This window comes from Pseudonocardia sp. HH130630-07, assembly GCF_001698125.1.
Lineage (GTDB): Bacteria > Actinomycetota > Actinomycetes > Mycobacteriales > Pseudonocardiaceae > Pseudonocardia.
Genome location: NZ_CP013854.1, coordinates 4,198,455 through 4,217,110 on the forward strand (window position 1 = coordinate 4,198,455; position 18,656 = coordinate 4,217,110).

An 18,656-nucleotide genomic window follows, 5' to 3' on the forward strand; every position below is an offset into this window, starting at 1 on the left:
GTGACCCTGCCCGTCCTGCTCCCGATGCTCGGCGCCGCGGCCAGCGTGATCGTCAGCCGGCGGGCGTCGATGCAGCGGATCATCGGCGTGGTGACGCTGGCGTTCGTCTGCGTGGTCGCCGCGGTGCTGCTGCTCGGGGCGGACGCCGGCGGCCCGATCGTCGCCGAGCTCGGTGGCTGGCCGGCCCCGATGGGCATCGTGCTGGTCGCCGACCGGATGTCGGCGCTGCTGCTGCTGATCTCGACGCTGGTGACCCTCGCGGTCCTGGTCTACGCGATCGACCAGCGGATCTCCGACTACGGCCGGGAGACGGCCAGCACCACCTTCCACCCGATCTTCCTGCTGCTCTCGACCGGCGTCTCGCTGGCCTACCTCACCGGCGACCTGTTCACGCTGTTCGTCGCGTTCGAGATCATGCTGGCGGCCAGCTACGTGCTGATCACCCGTCGTACCTCCGCGTCGCGGATCCGGTCCGGGATGACGTACGTGATCGTCTCGCTGATGTCGTCGCTGCTGTTCCTCACCGCGGTGGCCCTGGTCTACGCGGCGACCGGCACCGTCAACCTCGCCGAGCTCGCCAACCGGGTGGCCCTGCTGCCCGAGGGCCTGAAGACGGTGCTGGCACTGCTGCTGGTCGTGGTGTTCGGCATCAAGGCGGCCATGGTGCCGCTGCACTTCTGGCTGCCCGACAGCTACCCGAACGCCCCCGCGCCGGTGACCGCGCTGTTCGCCGGGCTGCTCACCAAGGTCGGCATCTACGCGCTGCTGCGCACCCAGACCCTGGTGTTCCCGCAGGACCACCCGTCGACGCTGCTGCTGGTGATCGCCGCGGTGACGATGGTGGTCGGCGCGCTCGGCGCCGTCGCGCAGGACGACCTGAACCGGCTGCTGTCGTTCCTGCTGGTCAGCCACATCGGGTTCATGCTGTTCGGGCTGGCCGTGTACACCCCGACCGGGATCGCGGGCACCGCGCTCTACGTGGTGCACCACATCACGGTGCAGGCGACGTTGTTCCTGGTCAGCGGGCTCATCACGCGCCGGACGGGCACGGTGTCGATCTCCCAGATGGGCGGGCTCGCGCAGACCGCCCCGCACCTGGCCGTGCTCTTCGCACTCCCCGCGATCACCCTGGCAGGGCTGCCGCCGACCTCGGGTTTCGTCGCGAAGCTCGCGTTGCTGCAGGCCGGTGCGGGAGCCGGGCTCGGGCCGCGGATCGTGGCCGGGTTCGTCGTGCTGGCCAGCCTGCTGACCCTCTACGCGGTGGCCAGGGTCTGGGTCCGGGTGTTCTGGGGCACGCCGAAGGAACCGCTGGTCGACGACGACCCGAACGACGAGCTGGTCGTCGGCACCGCGCGCAGTGCGCGCGGGATGTACGTCGGGGCCGCGTCGCTGGTCGTCGTCAGCATCGTGATCGCGGTGTTCGCCGGGCCGCTGTCCGCGATCGCCTCCCGGGCCGGGGTCGATCTGCAGACCCGGGACACCTACCTCACCGCGGTGCTCGATCCGGGCGCGCCCGGGGCGCCCGGCACGGCGATCGCGTCGGAGGATCCCGGCACCGCCGACGGCACGGACGGGGGCCGGTGAGATGAGCGAGAACAGGGCGGGCCCCGACGGGGCCGCAGACCCGGCGGCCGTGGATCCCGCGGACGCCGTCGATCCCGACGAGGTGCAGTCCCCCGAGGGCGAGCGCGACGCCGGGATGGGCGCCGCGGAGACCGGTGCCGACGTCGAGGCCGAGGAGGAACGGGCGGCGGCGCAGGTCCCGCAGCAGCGGCCGGCCGGCCTGGACGAGCAGCCCGGCGACAACATCCGGATCCGGAGCTGGCCCCGCCGGGTCCCGCAGGTGCTCGCGCTCGCGCTGGTGTGGGTGTTGCTGTGGGGCAGCCTGAAGCCGGTGGCGATCATCGGCGGCCTGCTGATCGGGCTGCTGGTGACGGTGCTGTTCCCGCTGCCGTTGCTGCCCGAGCGGCTCCCGGTCCGCCCGCTGAAGCTGGTGCGGCTGGTCGGGTTCCTGATCGTGGACCTCGTCGTGTCCGGTGTGCGGGTCAGCATGATCACCCTGGTGCACGGCCGGAAGGCCCGCTCCGGGATCGTCGGCCTCCCCCTTTGCGCGACGGCGGACCGCACGGTGACGATGATCGTCGCCACCTGCGCGCTGTCCCCGGGCAGCTTCACGCTGCAGATCGACCGGCGGCGCGGGCGCTGGTACGTCTACGCGCTCGGCCTGCACCGCGCCGACGCCGTCGAGCGGCTGCGCCGGGACATGATGAACCTGCAGCTGCGCGTGATCGACGCGCTGGGCAGCCCGGAGGACGTCCGCCGGTGCCGGGAGGCGGTCGCCGCCGTCGCCCAGGGGCGGGACACCGGCCAGGACACCGGCCACGAGACGGGAGGGCGGCCGCGGTGACCATCGTCTACATGATCGTGCTGGCCATGCTGACCGCGGCGGGCGCGCTCACCATGTGGCGGCTGCTGCGCGGACCGACCACGCTCGACCGGATCGCGGCGCTCGACGTCGTCGTGGTGCTCATCGTGGCCGCGGCCGCGGTGTACGCCGCGATCTACTCCGACGGGTCGAACATCCCGCTGCTGGCCGCGGTCGCGCTGATCGCGCTGGTCGGGTCGGCGACGGCGGCCCGGCTCGTCGAGCGATGGGAGCGGCACCGCTGATGGCGCTCCCCGACCTGAACACGGTGACCACGGTGCTCTCGGCCGTGCTGATGCTCGCCGGCGGCCTGTCCTGCCTGATGGGCGCACTGGGCCTGGTCCGGCTGCCGGACCTGCCGGCGCGCCTGCAGGCCACCACGAAGCCGCAGACCCTCGGGCTGCTGCTGATCCTGCTCGGCGTCGCGGTGCGGCTGGAGTTCGAGAACTCCTCGACGCTGCTGCTCGTCGTGCTGTTCCAGGTGCTGACCGCGCCGGTGATCTCCCAGGTGGTCGGCCGGTCGGCGTACCGCAGCGGGGCGATCGACCGCGACGCGCTGGTCGTCGACGACCTGGCCGAGCGGATGGACGCCGACGCGCGGGCCGCGGGCCCGGAGCGCAACGGGCCCGGGGGTCCGCACTGACCGTTCCGGCCCCACTCGTACCCTGCGGGTGTGCCTCTGTACGCGCTCGGTGACGCCGAACCGGACATCCACCCGACCGCCTACGTCCACCCGGACGCCGTCGTGATCGGGAACGTGACCCTCGGGGCGGAGTCGACGGTCTGGCCGACCGCGGTGCTCCGTGGTGACGACGGCCGGATCGAGGTCGGGGCCCGCACCAGCATCCAGGACGGCTCGATCATCCACACCACGCTGCGCCGGGCCACGGTCATCGGCGACGAGGTCACCGTCGGGCACAACGTGCACATCGAGGCCGCGACGATCGCGGACCGGGCGCTGATCTCGTCCGGCTCGGTCGTGCTGAACGGCGCGGAGATCGGCGAGGGCGCGGTCGTCGCCGCGGGCGCCGTCGTGTCGCCGGGCGCCGAGATACCCGCCCACCGGATGGCACTCGGGGTACCGGCCCGGGTGCGGGAGGGCCACGAGGTGCCCGCCGACCGCTGGCGGCGATCCGTGGAGTCCTATGTCGAGCGCGGCCGCCGGTTCCGCGCGCAGCTGCGGAAGCTGGAGGGCTGATGGCCGCGAAGCCGTTGCACGAGGTCGTCGAGGCCGGGTGGGCCGAGGCGCTCGCCCCGGTCGCCGAGACCGTCACGTCGATGGGGGAGTTCCTGCGGGCGGAGATCGCCGCCGGTCGCCGCTACCTGCCCGCGGGCGCGAACGTGCTGCGCGCGTTCCAGCAGCCGTTCGAGTCCGTCCGGGTGCTGATCGTGGGCCAGGACCCGTACCCGACGCCCGGGCACGCGGTCGGGCTGTCGTTCTCGGTGGCGGCGGAGACCCGCCCGCTGCCGCGCTCGCTGCAGAACATCTTCCGCGAGTACACCGAGGACCTCGGGCACCCCGCGCCGTCCTCCGGCGATCTGACGCCGTGGACCGAGCAGGGGGTGCTGCTGCTCAACAGGTGCCTCACCGTGGCCCCCGGCGAGCCGGGTTCGCACCGGAACAAGGGCTGGGAGGAGATCACCGAGCAGGCGATCCGGACCCTGGTCGACCGGGACGCCGACCCGATGGTCGCGATCCTCTGGGGCCGTGACGCCCGCAACCTGGTCCCGCTGCTGACCGACGTCCCGTGCATCGAGTCGGCCCACCCCTCGCCGATGTCGGCGGACCGCGGTTTCTTCGGCTCGCGGCCGTTCAGCCGGGCCAACGACCTGCTGGAGGAGATCGGCGGGGACCCCGTCGACTGGAAGCTGCCCTGAGCGGGTCCGCGGCCCGGCCGGGTCCCGGCGGCTATTGTCGTCCCCGTGACCGACCCGGAGGAGATACGCATATCGGACGCCGACCGGGAGGCCGCGGCGCAGCGCCTGCACGCGGCGCTCGGCGAGGGCCGGATCACCCTGGTGGAGCTGGAGGAGCGCCTCGGCGTGGTCTACGCCGCCCGCACGGCCGGGGAGCTGCGCCCGCCGCTGGCCGACCTGCCCGGCGCGTCACCGGTCGCCGCGGGTCCGGCCCGTCCGGTCGGTGACGGCACCCCGCTGAGCCTGCGCACCGGGGCCGGGACGCTGCGCCGGGCCGGTGACTGGCACGTGCCCGCCGCGCTGCGCCTGACCACCGGCATGGGCACCATCCACCTCGACCTGTCCGAGGTGCGCGACCTCCCGCAGCGGATCGACGTCGAGATCGCCACCGGCATGGGGGAGATCGTCATCGTGCTACCGGCCGGGGGCACCGCCGACGTCAACGGTGTCGCCGGGTCCTGGGGCGAGATCCGGACGAAGGTGCCGGGCACCGCGGGCCCCGGCCCGCACCTGACGGTGCACGGCAAGGTCGGGATGGGATCGCTGACCGTGCGCGGTGCCCGCACCGGCTGGTGGAAGCAGATGATGGGCTGAACCCGGTCCTGGCCCCGGACGCGAGGAAGGCCCGGCTCCGTGGAGGAGCCGGGCCTTCGCCGTGATGCTGTTCCGCGTCTCAGACGCGGGCCACCTTGCCCGCCTTCAGGCAGGAGGTGCAGGCGTTGATCCGCCGGCGGTTCCCGCCGTTCAGCGCGGTACGCACGGTCTGGATGTTCGGGTTCCAGCGACGGTGGGTGCGGCGGTGCGAGTGCGAGACGGACATGCCGAAGCCCGGACCCTTGCCACAGACGTCGCAGACGGCAGCCACGTCGGACACTCCTCAGGGTTTGACGAACAGTTCACCAAGCCCGGGCGTGCCTGGGCTCGAAGGACGAGTCTAGCGATCGGTGTACCGCGGTCTCCGCGGGGGCCCGGCGCGCCTAGGGTGGAGCCGTGGCCCCGCCGTTCGACACCGCGTTGCTGCGCCGCTGGATCGACGCGGCCGCCGAGCGCCTCACCGCGGCCCGGGCCGAGATCGACCGGGTGAACGTCTTCCCGGTCGCCGACCACGACACCGGGTCGAACCTGCTGCTCACGGTACGGGCCGCCGGATCGGCGCCGCTGGACGGCGGCCCGGCGCGGGCTGCGGCCGCACTGGCCGCGGCGGCGGTCCGCGGAGCCAGGGGCAACTCCGGGCTCATCGTGTCCCAGCTGTTCCGCGGGGTGGCCGAGGAGCTGGCGTCGGGCACCGCGGCCGGGGCGTCGGCGCTGCTCGCCGGGGCCCTGCGCCGCGCCGCCGACCTGGCGTCCCGCGCGCTGTCGGCGCCGCGGACGGGGACGGCGCTGACCGTCCTCGACGCCGCGGCGACGGCGCTCGCGCACGCGACCACCCACCGCGGCGGCGCGGGGACCCTGCCCGGCGCGGCGGGGATCGCCGCCCGGGCGGCGCGCGAGGCACTGGCCCGGGCCGCGGAACGGCCGGTGGAGCTGGTCCGTGCGGGCGTGGTCGACGCGGGCGGGCTGGGGGTCGTCGCGGTGCTCGACGCGCTCGTCGAGGCGCTCGGCGGGGACCCCGGCCCGGCCCCCTCGCCGTGGTGCGGGCCGCCCCCGGAGCACCTGCCGGCCGCCGGTGCCCCGGTGCCGCAGCCGGTCTACGAGGTCACCTACCGGCTGGCCGATCCGGGGGCCGCGGCGCTCGCCGTGCTGCGTGCCCGGCTGGGCGGGCTGGGCGACTCGGTCGTGGTGGCGGGCGACGGCGCCGGCACGGTCGGCGTGCACGTGCACACCACCGAGGCCGGGCCCGCGGTCGAGGCGGGACTGTCGGCGGGGCGGCCCGCGGCGATCCGGGTGGAGGCGTTGCCGGCCGCGGTGCCGACCCGGGCCCGCGCGGTGCTGCTGATGATCGAGAGCAGCGGTGCGGGCGCGCTGGCCAGGGCCGCGGGCGGGGACGTGCTGGTCGCCGACCCGGACCCGACGGTCGACGAGGTGCGGGCCGCGATCCGGGCGACCGGAGCGGCGCACGTCGCGGTGCTGCCGTGCGCGGCGCACCGCCGGACACTGGCCGAGACGGCGGCCGGGCAGGTCCGCGCGACCGCCGGCGACGGCGGGACCGACGTGGTGGTCGTCCCGACGTCCTCGGTGCCCCAGGGGCTCGCGGCGCTGGCCGTGCACGACCCGGACCGGCGGGCGTCGGACGACGTCGTCGCGATGGCCGAGGCCGCGGCCGCCACCCGGACCGGCGGACTGCAGGTCGCCGAGGCCGAGGCGCTCACCTGGGCGGGGCCGTGCCGCCCGGGCGAGGTGCTCGGCCTCTCCGACGGCGAGGTCGTGCTGATCGCCCCCGATCTCGCCGTCGGTGCGCTGTGGTTGGCTCACCGCATGCTGACGCCGGGAGGGGAGCTGGTGACGGTGCTGCTCGGTGCGGCCGCCGAGGATGCGCTGGGTGAGCGGTTCGCCGAGGACCTGCGGCGCAGGCACCCGGAGGTCGACGTGGTGCTGCACCGCGGGGAGCAGGGCGACTACCCGCTGGTGCTGGGGGTGGAGTAGGTGGACGGGTTCGACCTCGACAGCAGGCTGGACGGCCCGCTCGGCAAGAAGGCGGCCGACGCGCTGGCCCCGCTGGGCCTGGAGACGGCCGGCGACCTGCTGCGGCACTACCCCCGCCGCTACGTGGACCGGGGGCGGCTGACCGACATCGCCGGGCTGGTCGCCGGGGAGCACGCGACCGTGGTCGCGCAGGTCGCGCGGGCCGAGCTGCGGGAGATGCGAGCCCGGCGCGGGAAGATGCTCAAGGCCGTCATCCGGGACGAGAAGGGCGGCGAGCTCGACTGCACCTTCTTCAACGGCTGGAAGCTGCAGGGCTTCGTCAAGCCGGGGGTGGTCGGCGTCTTCTCCGGCAAGGTCGGGGTGTTCAACCAGCGGCTGCAGCTCACCCACCCGCAGTTCGAGGAGATCGACGAGAACGACTCGCTGCGCCCGTTCCTGTCGGTCTACCCGGCCAACGCCAAGGTGACCTCGCAGGCCGTCGCCCGGTCGGTCCGCCAGCTCCTCGACCAGGTCGACGACCCGACCGACCCGTTGCCGGAGTCGCTGCGGGAGCGGGAGAAGCTGCCCGGCCTGGGCCGGGCGCTGCGCCGGATCCACGTGCCGGAGGCCGAGGCCGACATCCATGCCGCCCGGCACCGCCTGGTCTGGGACGAGGCGCTCGGCGTCCAGCTGGCGCTGGCGCTGCGCCGGGCCGACGCGACGGCCCGGCCCGCCCCGGCCTGCCCGCGCACCGGCACCGGCCTGCTGGCGGCGTTCGACGCGGACCTGCCGTTCCCGCTGACCGACGGGCAGCAGGCCGTCGGCGAGGAGATCGCCGCGGACCTGGCGGCCGGGCACCCGATGAACCGGCTGGTGCAGGGCGACGTCGGCGCCGGCAAGACGATCGTCGCGCTGCGGGCGATGCTGCAGGTCGTCGACGCGGGGGCGCAGGCCGCGATGCTCGCCCCCACCGAGGTGCTCGCCGCGCAGCACGCCCGGTCGCTGCGGGCCATGCTCGGCGCGCTGGGCCGGGCCGGTGAGCTCGACGCGGCCGACGACGCCACGTCGATCACCCTGCTCACCGGGTCGATGGGGGCCAAGGCCCGGCGCCGGGCGCTGCTGGACGCGCAGTCCGGCGCGGCCGGGATCGTGGTGGGCACGCACGCCCTGATCCAGGACACGGTCGGCTTCGCCGAGCTGGGGCTGGTCGTGGTCGACGAGCAGCACCGCTTCGGCGTGGAGCAGCGCGACGCGCTGCGCTCGCGCGGTGAGCGGGCCCCGCACATGCTGGTGATGACGGCGACGCCGATCCCGCGCACGGTCGCGATGAGCGTCTACGGCGATCTCGCGGTCTCGGAGCTGAAGGGCCTGCCGCGCGGCCGCTCGCCGATCACCACCACGGTCGTCCCGCTGGCCGAGCACCCGGGCTGGATCGAGCGGATCTGGCAGCGGATCCGGGAGGAGGTCGAGCGCGGCCACCAGTGCTACGTGGTGTGCCCGCGGGTCGGCGACACCGAGGCGGGCGACGCCGAGCTGCAGGAGCCCCCACCGGAGGAGGGCGGGTCCGAGCGGCGCGCCCCGCTGGCGGTGCTCGACATCGCCCCGATGATCACCGAGAAGCTCGCCGGGCTGCGGGTCGGGATCCTGCACGGGAAGCTCCCGCCCGAGGAGAAGGACGCGACGATGCGCGCCTTCGAGCGCGCCGAGCTGGACGTGCTGGTCGCGACCACGGTGATCGAGGTCGGGGTGGACGTGCCGAACGCGACCGGCATCGTGCTGCTCGACGCGGACCGGTTCGGCCTGTCCCAGCTGCACCAGCTGCGCGGCCGGGTCGGCCGGGGCAGCGCCGCCGGGCTCTGCCTGCTCGTCACCGAGATGCCCGCCGCGACCACCGCCCGCGAGCGGCTCGACGCGGTCGCGGGCACCACCGACGGGTTCGAGCTGGCTCGGCTCGACCTGGAACTGCGCCGGGAGGGCGACGTGCTGGGCGCCAGCCAGTCCGGGTCCCGGTCCGGGTTGAAGCTGCTCTCGCTGCTGCGCCACGGCGAGGTGATCGCGAAGGCCCAGGTCTACGCGCGGGACCTGGTGGGGCACGACCCGCAGCTGAGCGGGCACCCGCGGTTGCGGGACCTGGTGGGGGAGACGCTGGGGGACACCGAGCGGGCCGCCTACCTGGACAAGGCGTGACGGGGCGTCAGCCGCCGGGCAGCTCGCCGCGGGCCCTGGCGTCCAGGTGGGCGCGGGCCGGGCGGGGCAGGTGCACCGTCCCCGCGCGGTCGAGCCGGTCCAGCTCGGTGCGGGCCCGCGCGTAGGCGGCCAGCCGTTCCGGCTCGGAGTCGGAGTCCCGGGCGGTGGTGAGCAGCTTGACGACCCGCTCCACGGCGCGCCGCTCGTCGGGGGTCAGCCCCGCCAGCCGGATCCGGTCGGCGGCCTCGACCGCCGCCCGCCACGCCCGCCGGGCGTGCTCGACCGCCCGCGCGTACGACGCGCCGTACGGCTCACCCGGGTACCCGTCGGTGTCGAGGGCCTGCGCGGCCGCGAAGGCGTCGACGAAGCGGGCGGTGCTCGGGACGGCCACGTCCGACAGCGCCGGACGGCGCAGGACCGCCATCGGGTCGGTCTCGTGGGCGGCGAACTCGGCCCGCACCCGCTGGTGCTCCGCCCGGGCCCGGCGCCACTGCTGCTCGGCGGTCACCCGGGTGGGTGCCACGGCCGGCGGGGTACCGGAGACCTGGTGCCGGTCCGGGCGCCGCACCGCCTTCCAGGCCCCGACCACGAGCAGGGCCACGAGCACGACCAGCAGCACCTGCACGAAGGCACCCACGACCACGACCACCGCCGTTCCGGCCAGCACGACCGCCGCGGACCCGAGCACGAGCCGTGCCGCCGGGTGCCCGGCCCGGCGCCGGACGCTGTGTCTCATCCCTCCTTGCTACCGGAACACCGGTGGCGGCGGTGCGGTCCGGACGGGTGGTCCCCGGGCCGTCCCGCCACGTGGTCGTCCGGTGGTGGTGGCGGAGTCCCGCGTGTCAGGATCGTCCGCCCGCCGCCGCGGGCACCCCCGTTTCCGGGTGTCGACGCCGAACTGGACGAGGAGAGGCGATGTTCCGCAAGGTGCTGGTGGCCAACCGTGGGGAGATCGCCATCCGGGCGTTCCGGGCGGCGTTCGAGCTGGGCGTGTCCACGGTCGCCGTCTTCCCGCACGAGGACCGCAACTCGCTGCACCGGGCCAAGGCGGACGAGTCCTACCAGATCGGTGAGGTCGGTCACCCGGTCCGCGCGTACCTGTCGGTGGACGAGGTCATCCGGGCCGCGAAAAAGGCCGGTGCCGACGCCGTCTACCCGGGCTACGGGTTCATGTCGGAGAACCCGGACCTGGCGCGGGCCTGCGCCGACGAGGGCATCACCTTCGTCGGGCCGCCCACCGAGGTGCTGCACCTGACCGGGAACAAGTTCCGCGCCGTGGCCGCGGCCCGCGAGGCCGGCGTCCCGGTCCTGGAGTCCTCGGAGCCCTCGTCGGACGTCGACGAGCTGCTCGCCGCGTCCGAGAGCATCGACTACCCGATCTTCGTCAAGGCGGTCGCCGGGGGTGGCGGGCGCGGCATGCGCCGGGTCGCCGAGCCCGGTGACCTGCGGGACGCGATCGAGGCGGCCAGCCGGGAGGCGGAGTCGGCCTTCGGCGACGGCACCGTGTTCCTGGAGCAGGCCGTCGTCAACCCGCGGCACATCGAGGTGCAGATCCTCGCCGACGGCGACGGCAACGTCGTCCACCTGTTCGAGCGGGACTGCTCGGTGCAGCGCCGGCACCAGAAGGTCGTCGAGATCGCCCCGGCGCCGAACCTGGACCCGGAGCTGCGGGACCGGATCTGCGCCGACGCGGTGAACTTCGCCCGCCAGATCGGCTACGTCAACGCGGGCACCGTGGAGTTCCTGCTCGACGAGCGCGGCAAGCACCACTTCATCGAGATGAACCCGCGGATCCAGGTCGAGCACACGGTCACCGAGCAGGTCACCGACCGCGACCTGGTGATCGCCCAGCTGCGGATCGCCTCCGGCATGACGCTGCCCGAGCTGGCCCTGACCCAGGACGAGATCACGCTGACCGGCGCGGCGATGCAGACCCGCATCACCACCGAGGACCCGTCGAACGAGTTCCGGCCCGACGTCGGGACGCTGTCGGTGTACCGGTCCCCGGGCGGTCCCGGCGTGCGCCTCGACGGCGGCACCGTGCACGTCGGCGCCGAGGTCAGCGCCCACTTCGACTCGATGCTGGTGAAGCTGACCTGCCACGGTCACGACTTCGCCAACGCCGCCCGCCGGGCGCGGCGGGCGCTGGCCGAGTTCCGGATCCGCGGGGTCGCGACGAACCTGCCGTTCCTCGCGGCGGTGCTGGAGGACGACGACTTCAAGGAGGGCCGGGTCACCACCAGCTTCATCGAGGAGCGTCCGCACCTGCTCTCGGCGCGGCCGTCGGCCGACCGTGGCTCTCGGATCCTGCAGTTCCTCGGCGAGACCACGGTGAACCGGCCGAACGGGGCGCGGCCGGTCGTCGTCGAACCGGTGGACAAGCTCCCGGCCGAGGTGGACCTCGACGCTCCGGTCGTCGGCGGGTCCGCGCAGCTGCTGCGCGAGCTCGGCCCGGAGGGGTTCGCGGCCCGGCTGCGGGCGCAGACCGCGGTGGCGGTCACCGACACCACGTTCCGCGACGCGCACCAGTCGTTGCTCGCGACCCGGATCCGGACCCGGGACCTGACCGCGGTCGCGCCGTACGTGGCGCGCACCATGCCGGAGCTGCTGTCCCTGGAGTGCTGGGGCGGCGCCACCTACGACGTGGCGCTGCGGTTCCTGGCCGAGGACCCGTGGGACCGCCTCGCCGCGATCAAGGCGGCGGCACCGAACATCTGCACCCAGATGTTGCTGCGCGGGCGCAACACCGTCGGCTACACGCCGTACCCGACCGAGGTGACCGACGCCTTCGTGCAGGAGGCGGCCGACACCGGGATGGACATCTTCCGGATCTTCGACGCGCTCAACGACGTGTCGCAGATGCGGCCGGCGATCGAGGCGGTCCGCGGCACCGGCACGGCGCTGGCCGAGGTGGCGCTCTGCTACACCGCCGACCTGTCCGACCCGGCCGAGCAGCTCTACACCCTGGACTACTACCTGCGCCTGGCCGAGCAGATCGTCGACGCCGGCGCGCACGTCCTGGCGATCAAGGACATGGCCGGCCTGCTGCGCCCGCCGGCGGCCCGCACGCTGGTCACGGCCCTGCGCGAGCGATTCGACCTGCCGGTGCACCTGCACACCCACGACACCGCGGGCGGTCAGCTGGCGACGCTGGTCGCGGCGATCGACGCCGGGGTGGACGCCGTCGACGGCGCGGTCGCCTCGATGGCGGGGACGACCAGCCAGCCGTCGTTGTCGGCGCTGGTCGCCGCGACCGACCACACCGAGCGGGCGACCGGGCTGTCGCTGGCCGCGGTGGGCGACATGGAGCCGTACTGGGAGGCGGTGCGCAAGGTCTACGCGCCGTTCGAGTCCGGGCTCGCGTCGCCGACCGGGCGGGTCTACCACCACGAGATCCCCGGCGGGCAGCTGTCCAACCTGCGCCAGCAGGCGATCGCGCTCGGGCTGGGCGACCGGTTCGAGCTGATCGAGGACTGCTACGCCGCGGCGGACCGGATGCTGGGCCGGCTGGTGAAGGTGACGCCGTCGTCGAAGGTCGTCGGCGATCTCGCGCTGCACCTGGTCGGGGCCGGGGTGGAGCCCGCGGACTTCGAGAAGGACCCGGCGGGCTTCGACATCCCGGACTCGGTGATCGGGTTCCTGCGCGGTGAGCTCGGCTCGCCGCCCGCGGGCTGGCCGGAGCCGTTCCGCACCCGCGCGCTGGAGGGCCGCAGCCCCGAGGCCGAGCGGGCGGAGCTGTCCGGGGAGGACCAGCAGGGGCTGCGGGACGACCGGCGCCGCACGCTGAACCGGTTGCTGTTCCCCGGCCCGACGAAGGACTTCGACTCCCACCGCGAGCACTACGGCAACACCTCGGTGCTGTCGTCGAAGGACTTCTTCTACGGCCTGGAGGAGGACCTGGAGCACACCGTCGAGCTGGAGCCCGGGGTCACCCTGCTGATCGAGCTGGAGGCGGTGTCCGAGCCCGACGAGCGTGGCATCCGCACCCTGCTCACCACGCTGAACGGCCAGCTGCGGCCGGTGTCGGTCCGCGACGAGTCGGTCGCCACCGACGTCAAGGCCGCGGAGAAGGCCGACCGGTCGAACGACGCGCACGTCGCCGCCCCGTTCGCCGGGGTGGTCACCGTGCAGGTGGCCGAGGGCGACGCCGTCGAGGCCGGGCAGACCGTGGCGACGATCGAGGCCATGAAGATGGAGGCCTCGATCACCGTGCACGCCGGCGGCACCGTCAAGCGCCTCGCGATCGGTGAGGTGCAGCAGGTCGAGGGCGGCGACCTGCTGCTCGAGCTGGAGTAGGCCGGGCACGTCGCCCGCCCGGGGCACGGGATCATGGGCGGGTGACGAGGCTGATCGCAGGGGTTGCCGGGGGGCGGCGGCTGGACGTGCCGCCGTCCGGCACCCGGCCGACGTCGGACCGGGTGCGGGAGGCGTTGTTCTCCGCGCTGGACCACGACCCGGGTCTCGACGGCGCCCGGGTGCTCGACGTGTGCGCGGGCTCCGGCGCGCTGGGCCTGGAGGCGCTGTCGCGGGGTGCGTCCGAGGCGGTGTTCGTCGAGTCGGACAAGCGCGCCGCCGGGGTGCTGCGGCGCAACGTGACGGCGGTCGGCCTCGGCGGCCGGGTGCTCACCGGCCGGGCCGGGACGGTGCTCGCCGAACCGGCACCGGCCGCCTTCGACGTCGTGCTCGTCGACCCGCCCTACGCGGTCGCGGACGCCGAGATCGCGCAGTGGCTCACCGCCGCGTCCGGGGGCGGGTGGGTCGCCGCCGTCGCCGAGATCGTCGTGGAGCGCCCGCGCTCGTCCGGGGACTTCGCCTGGCCCGCCGGGTTCGTCCCCGGCCGCTCCCGGCGCTACGGCGACACCGTCCTGCACCACGCGCGGTACGGGCACTGACCCGGCCCCGCCGTCCGGGGTAGGTTCCGGACATGTCCGACGTGCGCCGCGCGGTGTGCCCCGGTTCCTACGACCCGCCGACGGTCGGTCATCTCGACGTCATCGCCCGGACCGCGGCGTTGTTCGACGAGGTGTTCGTCGCGATCCTGGTCAACCCCCGCAAGCAGGGCCTGTTCGAGGTCGGGGAGCGGGTCGCGATGCTCCGGGAGATCACCGGTGACCTGCCGGGGGTCCGGGTGGAGTCGTTCTCCGGCCTCGTCGTGGACTACTGCCGCGAGCGTGGGGCCCAGGCGCTGGTCAAGGGCCTGCGCGGGGCGACCGACTACGACTACGAGCTGCCGATGGCGCACATGAACCGGCACCTCACCGGCGTCGAGACCATGTTCCTCCCGGGTGCGCCGGGCCAGGTCTACGTCTCCAGCTCGCTGGTCAAGGAGGTCGCCAGGGGCGGCGGCGACGTGACGGCGTTCCTGCCGCCGAGCGTGCACGAGCGCCTGCTGACGCGCCTCCGCGACTGACCCCGCACCCCGCTCCCGGGTTCACGCACCCCGCCCCCTTGTCGTACTCATGGAGCTTCGGCCCGGTGTGGCGAGGCCGAAGCTCCATGAGTGGGACCACGGGGGGCGGGAGCGTGATCAACACCGTGTGGGGGTCACCCGTACGGAACTTGACACGCTGGAGCGGCCGGTAATAACGGGTCCTGGTGCTCCCCGGTGCGATGATCCCGGTGTGTACCGGGTCTTCGAGTCACTGGACGCGCTGGTGACGATCGTCGAGGAGGCGCGCAGCGTCCCCATGACGTCCAACTGCGTGGTCCCGCGTGGCGACGTGCTGGAGCTGCTCGACGACGTCCGTGAGGCGATCCCGGGCGAGATGGACGACGCGCAGGACGTCCTGGACCGCCGGGACGCGGTGGTCTCCGAGGCCGAGACCGAGGCCGAGGAGACGCGCACGGCGGCCAACTCGGAGGCCGAGGAGACGCTGCAGAACGCGCGTACCGAGGCCGAGCGGCTCGTCGCCGAGGCCCAGGAGGAGGCCGCCCGCACCCTCGCCGAGGCACGGCACGAGGCCGAGCGCGCCGTCGCCGAGGGCCGCAGGCAGTACGCGGAGCTGACCGACCGTTCCCGCGACGAGGCCGAGCGGATGAGCCACGCCGGCCGGGCCGCGCACGACCGTCTGGTCGCCGACGGGCAGAACGAGCAGACCCGGCTGGTCTCGCAGGCCGAGGTCGTCCGGGCCTCGCACGCGGAGGCCGGCCGGATCGTCGACGCCGCGCACGCCGAGTCCGACCGGCTCCGCCGCGAGTGCGACGACTACGTCGACACCACCCTGGGCGAGCTGGAGACGACGCTGAACGACGCGCTCGGCGTCGTCGGGCGCGGCCGCAGCCAGCTGTGGCGCGGGCAGTACGAGCAGAACTACGACCCGGGCTACGCGCAGAACGGCCGTTCCGGCACCGGCATGGACCTGATCGACTAGGGTGTGTCTCCCAATGCGCGGAGCCAGGTGACGATTGCCTTCAGGACGGCGCCGCCGCGGAAGGTCAGGGCGAGCTTGTCGTAACGGGTGGCCAGCCCGCGCCACTGCTTGACGTGGCAGAACCCGCGCTCGACGACGTTGCGGTTTCGGTAGTCGACCGGATCGAATGCGGGCGGTCGGCCGCCGCGTGAGCCGCGTCGTTTGCGGTGTCCCTGCTGGTCAGAGGGCTCCGGAATGACAGCGATGATCCGGCGCTCGCGCAGGTGCCGGCGGATCGCGCGTGAGGAGTAGGCCTTGTCCGCGCGCACGCGTTCGGGCCGGGTCCGGGGTCGTCCCGGGCCCGGTCGGGCGATGCTCAGGTGCGCCATCAGGTGCGGAAACATTGGCGAGTCGCCGCCCTGGCCGGGGCCGAGGAGGACCACCAGCGGGCGGCCGTGCCCGTCAACGAGCTGGTGGATCTTCGTCGACAGCCCTCCGCGGGACCGTCCCAGCGCGTGATCTGCTGGTTCGGCGAGCAGATTCGTGTAGTTCGATCCGGCCCCCTGTGTCGCGCTTGAGGGTCGCGGCGTGCTGGTGGGCACGGATGATCGTGGAGTCCACGCTGACCGCCCACCCGAGCACCTCGGCGGCGTCGGCCTCGATCAGAAGAGCAGCCAGGATGTGGTCCCAGGTGCCGTCGCCGCTGTAGCGGCGGTGCCGCTTCCACAACGTCTGCCACGGCCCGAACTCGGCTGGGACGTCGCGCCAGGGAAGCCCGCACCGATACCGGTAGATGATCCCCTCGAGCACCCGGCGGTCATCGCGGAACGGGCGCCCGCGACGACCCTCGGAGGAGGGCAACAGCGGCGCCAGACGGGCCCACTGGACATCAGTCAGGACAGCGGTACGCGGCACCGATCAAGCATCGCGCACCCCGCTCCGCCTATCTGGGAGACACGCCCTAGTGCCTCGTCAGGCAATGTTGGGTAGGTAATCCGGCCTGCGGATCTTGGACTCGGGCGCGAAGTGTTTCTTGGGTCGGGCGTGGCGGTTGGCCCAGCGGATGTAGCCGGCGATCGCGGCTTCCTGGGCGGTGTGGGAGGGGTAGTCGCTGCCGTCGAGGGTGAAGTAGCGCAGCGCGGTGAACTCCGACTCGATCCAGTTCAGCCAGGACGCGTTCGTGGGGGTGAGCACCAGCTCGACGTCGTGGTCGTGGCACCAGTGCGCGACATCGGTGCGCAGGTGCGGGGAGAAGTTGTCGCAGACCACGTGCAGACCGCCGGTGGGGAAACGGCGGCGCAGCTGGCGGAGGAAGTCGAGGAACTCGCGGCCGCGTTTGCGGTCACGGAGCCGGTAGAACAGCTGCCCGGAGGCCAGGTCCAGACCGGCGAACATGTGCCGGACCCCGCTGTGACGGCTATAGGTGGCCCGTAGCCGGGCCGGGCGCCGGATCGGGAACCAGCCCCGACCGGGGCGGGGCAGCAGGTTCAGCGGCCCGAACTCATCGACACAGATCACCCGCGCACCCGGTTCGAGGCGACCGTCGGCGGCGCGGTCGTAGAGGTCGAGGATCCGGTTCATCTTCTCCACGAACCGCGGGTCCCGGCTGGCCTTCCAGGTCTTCGTGGCCTGCCAGCGGACCCCGGCGTCACGCAGGACCTGGCGGACGGTCTCGACGCTGATCACGACCCGGTGTGCGGCGGCGAGGTGTTCGACCAGCTTGGCCAGGCTCCAGGTGGTGAACGGCAACCCGACCTGCTGGGGCGGGGTGCGAGCGACCCGGCAGATCAGCTCACGGACGTGGGGACCGAACCTACGGGGTCGGCCCCCGCTCCATTTTGGGTCCAAAGCGGCGAAGCCCTGCTGGTTGAACGCGTGGATCACCTCCCGCGCGTACTGCGGACCCCGCGCTGGTGACGGACGCGCTCGATATGGCCGCCCGAAATCACCCGTTGGCCGAGGGATGTATATTTCACTCAGACCGTGGAACGCAATACACGTCCACTGAATACGCAGTTAAGATCGAGCAGCTGGGAATGCGTGCTTCGCTGGGGCGGACCGGAATCTGTTTCGACAACGCTCTCGCCGAGTCGTTCAATTCGATGCTGAAAGTGGAGCGCGTGTATCGCACCGTCTATCCGACACGGAAGAAAGCCTACCGAGACGTTGCCAACTATGTCGAGTTGTTCTACAATAGGAAACGAATTCATTCAGCGCTCGGCTACAAGACTCCGCAAGAGATCCGCACCGAGTACCTGAATCAAGCATCAGCAGCATAAGAGTCCGCAAACGACGCAGTCCGGAAACCTCGGGGCAGGCTAAACCAGGTCCTGGTACTCCTGTGGCGTGGGCAACGGTCGTCCGATGAGCGCGTCAGCGGCCAGGAAGTAGCCCGCTTCGGTGCCGGTGTAGCCCTGCAGCACCGGCACCCTGGAGACTTGTCCGGCCGCGATCGCCGCGGCCGGTCCGGTCGGAAGGATCGGGTCGGTGCCACCGACGGCGGGGAGATTGAGCCCGGCGCTCTCGGCGAGGATCCGTTCCGCCGGGAGGCGGCGCGCGCAGGCGAGCGCGGTGGCGGGATCGGTGCAGCCGAGCCGTGCGGCCGCAGCCTTACTGAGTGTTTCGACCACGGCGCGGGGTTGAAAGTTGGAGCTCAGGGGGATGTCGCGACCGACCGCGCTGGGCTCGATCGGGTAGCCGCAGGCGCCGACCGCGCTCTGCACAACGGCCCGCGCGAACAGTCCCTGGGATCCGGGTGCGACGAGATGGGCACATGTCGATACGCCCCCGCCGGACTCGCCGAACAGGGTGACGTTTGCTGGGTCGCCGCCGAACGCGGTGGCGTTGCGCGCCACGAAGCGTAGTGCTTCCTGCTGGTCGGCCAGGCCCTGTGCGCCAGCGGTGGAGTCCATTCCGGGCAGCGCCAGGAAGCCCATCGCGGTGAGCCGGTAGTTCACCGTCACCACGATCACGTCGCCTCGGACGGATAGGTCGCGTGCGTCGTACTGGGCTCCGGTGCCCGACTGCAGAGATCCGCCGTGCACCCACACCATCACCGGCCGGGCTCGCTCCGGCGGGGGTGGGGCCGCTGGGATGGTGACGTCGAGATAGAGACAGTCCTCGGTCAGTGAGCCTTTTTCAACCTGACCAGCGAGCTTCTGCGTCAGGAGATCGCGAAGGTTGCAGCGCAACTGCTCTGACCACAGCTGCACAGG

General features: G+C 73.2%; 20 protein-coding genes. 14 read left to right on the forward strand and 6 right to left on the reverse strand.

What is annotated here, in order from left to right:
* The first annotated feature begins 24 nt into the window (after positions 1-24).
* Genes AFB00_RS19835 through AFB00_RS19865 form a run of 7 tightly spaced genes read left to right on the forward strand, consistent with a single transcriptional unit; the run spans position 25 to position 4,936 of the window.
* Positions 25-1,584, forward strand: coding sequence for a Na+/H+ antiporter subunit D (locus tag AFB00_RS19835; protein ID WP_231974462.1), 1,560 nt, complete (start codon positions 25-27; stop codon positions 1,582-1,584).
* Position 1,585: 1 nt separating this feature from the next.
* On the forward strand, positions 1,586-2,407 hold the full coding sequence (locus AFB00_RS19840; RefSeq protein WP_068798466.1) for a Na+/H+ antiporter subunit E: 822 nt from the start codon (positions 1,586-1,588) through the stop codon (positions 2,405-2,407).
* A complete protein-coding gene (locus AFB00_RS19845; RefSeq protein WP_068798467.1) occupies positions 2,404-2,670 on the forward strand; it encodes a monovalent cation/H+ antiporter complex subunit F in 267 nt (88 codons plus the stop codon). Before AFB00_RS19840 ends, AFB00_RS19845 begins: the two co-directional genes overlap by 4 nt.
* On the forward strand, positions 2,670-3,068 hold the full coding sequence (gene mnhG, locus AFB00_RS19850) for a monovalent cation/H(+) antiporter subunit G (RefSeq protein ID WP_068800480.1): 399 nt from the start codon (positions 2,670-2,672) through the stop codon (positions 3,066-3,068). The genes AFB00_RS19845 and mnhG overlap by 1 nt, the downstream gene beginning before the upstream one ends.
* A gap of 30 nt (positions 3,069-3,098) precedes the next feature.
* Positions 3,099-3,623 carry a gamma carbonic anhydrase family protein gene (locus AFB00_RS19855; RefSeq protein ID WP_068798468.1) on the forward strand — a complete coding sequence of 175 codons (525 nt, stop codon included), beginning with the start codon at positions 3,099-3,101 and terminating at the stop codon, positions 3,621-3,623.
* Entirely contained in the window at positions 3,623-4,303 is a 681-nt protein-coding gene (locus tag AFB00_RS19860) for a uracil-DNA glycosylase (protein WP_068798469.1), read from the forward strand. Before AFB00_RS19855 ends, AFB00_RS19860 begins: the two co-directional genes overlap by 1 nt.
* Before the next feature lie 45 nt (positions 4,304-4,348).
* A complete protein-coding gene (locus AFB00_RS19865; RefSeq protein WP_231973994.1) occupies positions 4,349-4,936 on the forward strand; it encodes a DUF1707 SHOCT-like domain-containing protein in 588 nt (195 codons plus the stop codon).
* A gap of 79 nt (positions 4,937-5,015) precedes the next feature.
* Here AFB00_RS19865 and rpmB read toward each other — a convergent pair whose 3' ends face one another.
* Positions 5,016-5,207 (reverse strand): 50S ribosomal protein L28, encoded by a 192-nt coding sequence (gene rpmB, locus AFB00_RS19870; protein ID WP_068800482.1) that lies wholly within the window; start codon positions 5,205-5,207, stop codon positions 5,016-5,018.
* Positions 5,208-5,332: 125 nt separating this feature from the next.
* On the opposite strand from rpmB, the gene AFB00_RS19875 reads away from it, so the two are divergent.
* Positions 5,333-6,925 (forward strand): DAK2 domain-containing protein, encoded by a 1,593-nt coding sequence (locus AFB00_RS19875; RefSeq protein WP_068798470.1) that lies wholly within the window; start codon positions 5,333-5,335, stop codon positions 6,923-6,925.
* The gene (locus AFB00_RS19880) at positions 6,926-9,091 is read left to right on the forward strand and encodes an ATP-dependent DNA helicase RecG (RefSeq protein WP_068798471.1); all 2,166 of its coding nucleotides are present in this window, start codon (positions 6,926-6,928) and stop codon (positions 9,089-9,091) included.
* A 7-nt stretch (positions 9,092-9,098) separates the two neighbouring features.
* Here AFB00_RS19880 and AFB00_RS19885 read toward each other — a convergent pair whose 3' ends face one another.
* Positions 9,099-9,827 (reverse strand): hypothetical protein, encoded by a 729-nt coding sequence (locus tag AFB00_RS19885; protein WP_068798472.1) that lies wholly within the window; start codon positions 9,825-9,827, stop codon positions 9,099-9,101.
* Positions 9,828-10,006: 179 nt separating this feature from the next.
* Between AFB00_RS19885 and AFB00_RS19890 the strand changes: the two genes are divergently transcribed.
* The 4 genes from AFB00_RS19890 (at position 10,007) to AFB00_RS19905 (ending at position 15,462) form a co-directional block, all read left to right on the forward strand.
* Positions 10,007-13,387 carry a pyruvate carboxylase gene (locus AFB00_RS19890; RefSeq protein WP_068798473.1) on the forward strand — a complete coding sequence of 1,127 codons (3,381 nt, stop codon included), beginning with the start codon at positions 10,007-10,009 and terminating at the stop codon, positions 13,385-13,387.
* 41 nt (positions 13,388-13,428) lie between these two features.
* Complete coding sequence (gene rsmD / locus AFB00_RS19895) at positions 13,429-13,983, forward strand: 16S rRNA (guanine(966)-N(2))-methyltransferase RsmD (protein WP_156819650.1); 555 nt, start codon at positions 13,429-13,431, stop codon at positions 13,981-13,983.
* A gap of 32 nt (positions 13,984-14,015) precedes the next feature.
* The gene (gene coaD / locus AFB00_RS19900; protein ID WP_083275681.1) at positions 14,016-14,501 is read left to right on the forward strand and encodes a pantetheine-phosphate adenylyltransferase; all 486 of its coding nucleotides are present in this window, start codon (positions 14,016-14,018) and stop codon (positions 14,499-14,501) included.
* Between the two features lie 211 nt (positions 14,502-14,712).
* The gene (locus AFB00_RS19905; protein ID WP_068798474.1) at positions 14,713-15,462 is read left to right on the forward strand and encodes a DivIVA domain-containing protein; all 750 of its coding nucleotides are present in this window, start codon (positions 14,713-14,715) and stop codon (positions 15,460-15,462) included.
* Here AFB00_RS19905 and AFB00_RS36340 read toward each other — a convergent pair.
* The 3 genes from AFB00_RS36340 to AFB00_RS19920 are packed head-to-tail and all read right to left on the reverse strand — an operon-like array spanning position 15,459 to position 17,325.
* Positions 15,459-15,980, reverse strand: a complete 522-nt coding sequence (locus AFB00_RS36340) for an IS5 family transposase (protein ID WP_414706231.1) — start codon at positions 15,978-15,980, stop codon at positions 15,459-15,461. The genes AFB00_RS19905 and AFB00_RS36340 overlap by 4 nt on opposite strands.
* Entirely contained in the window at positions 15,904-16,356 is a 453-nt protein-coding gene (locus AFB00_RS36345) for an IS5 family transposase (protein WP_442965817.1), read from the reverse strand. The genes AFB00_RS36340 and AFB00_RS36345 overlap by 77 nt, the downstream gene beginning before the upstream one ends.
* 57 nt (positions 16,357-16,413) lie before the next feature.
* Positions 16,414-17,325, reverse strand: coding sequence for an IS630 family transposase (locus AFB00_RS19920; RefSeq protein WP_231973995.1), 912 nt, complete (start codon positions 17,323-17,325; stop codon positions 16,414-16,416).
* A 29-nt stretch (positions 17,326-17,354) separates the two neighbouring features.
* Here AFB00_RS19920 and AFB00_RS32140 point away from each other — a divergent pair, with 29 nt between their 5' ends.
* On the forward strand, positions 17,355-17,720 hold the full coding sequence (locus tag AFB00_RS32140) for an integrase core domain-containing protein (RefSeq protein WP_083275682.1): 366 nt from the start codon (positions 17,355-17,357) through the stop codon (positions 17,718-17,720).
* 39 nt (positions 17,721-17,759) lie between these two features.
* Here the strand turns inward: AFB00_RS32140 and AFB00_RS19925 are convergent, their stop codons facing one another.
* Positions 17,760-18,653: a carboxylesterase family protein gene (locus tag AFB00_RS19925; protein ID WP_068798476.1), complete on the reverse strand. Its 894-nt coding sequence runs from the start codon at positions 18,651-18,653 to the stop codon at positions 17,760-17,762.
* Positions 18,654-18,656: the final 3 nt, after the last annotated feature.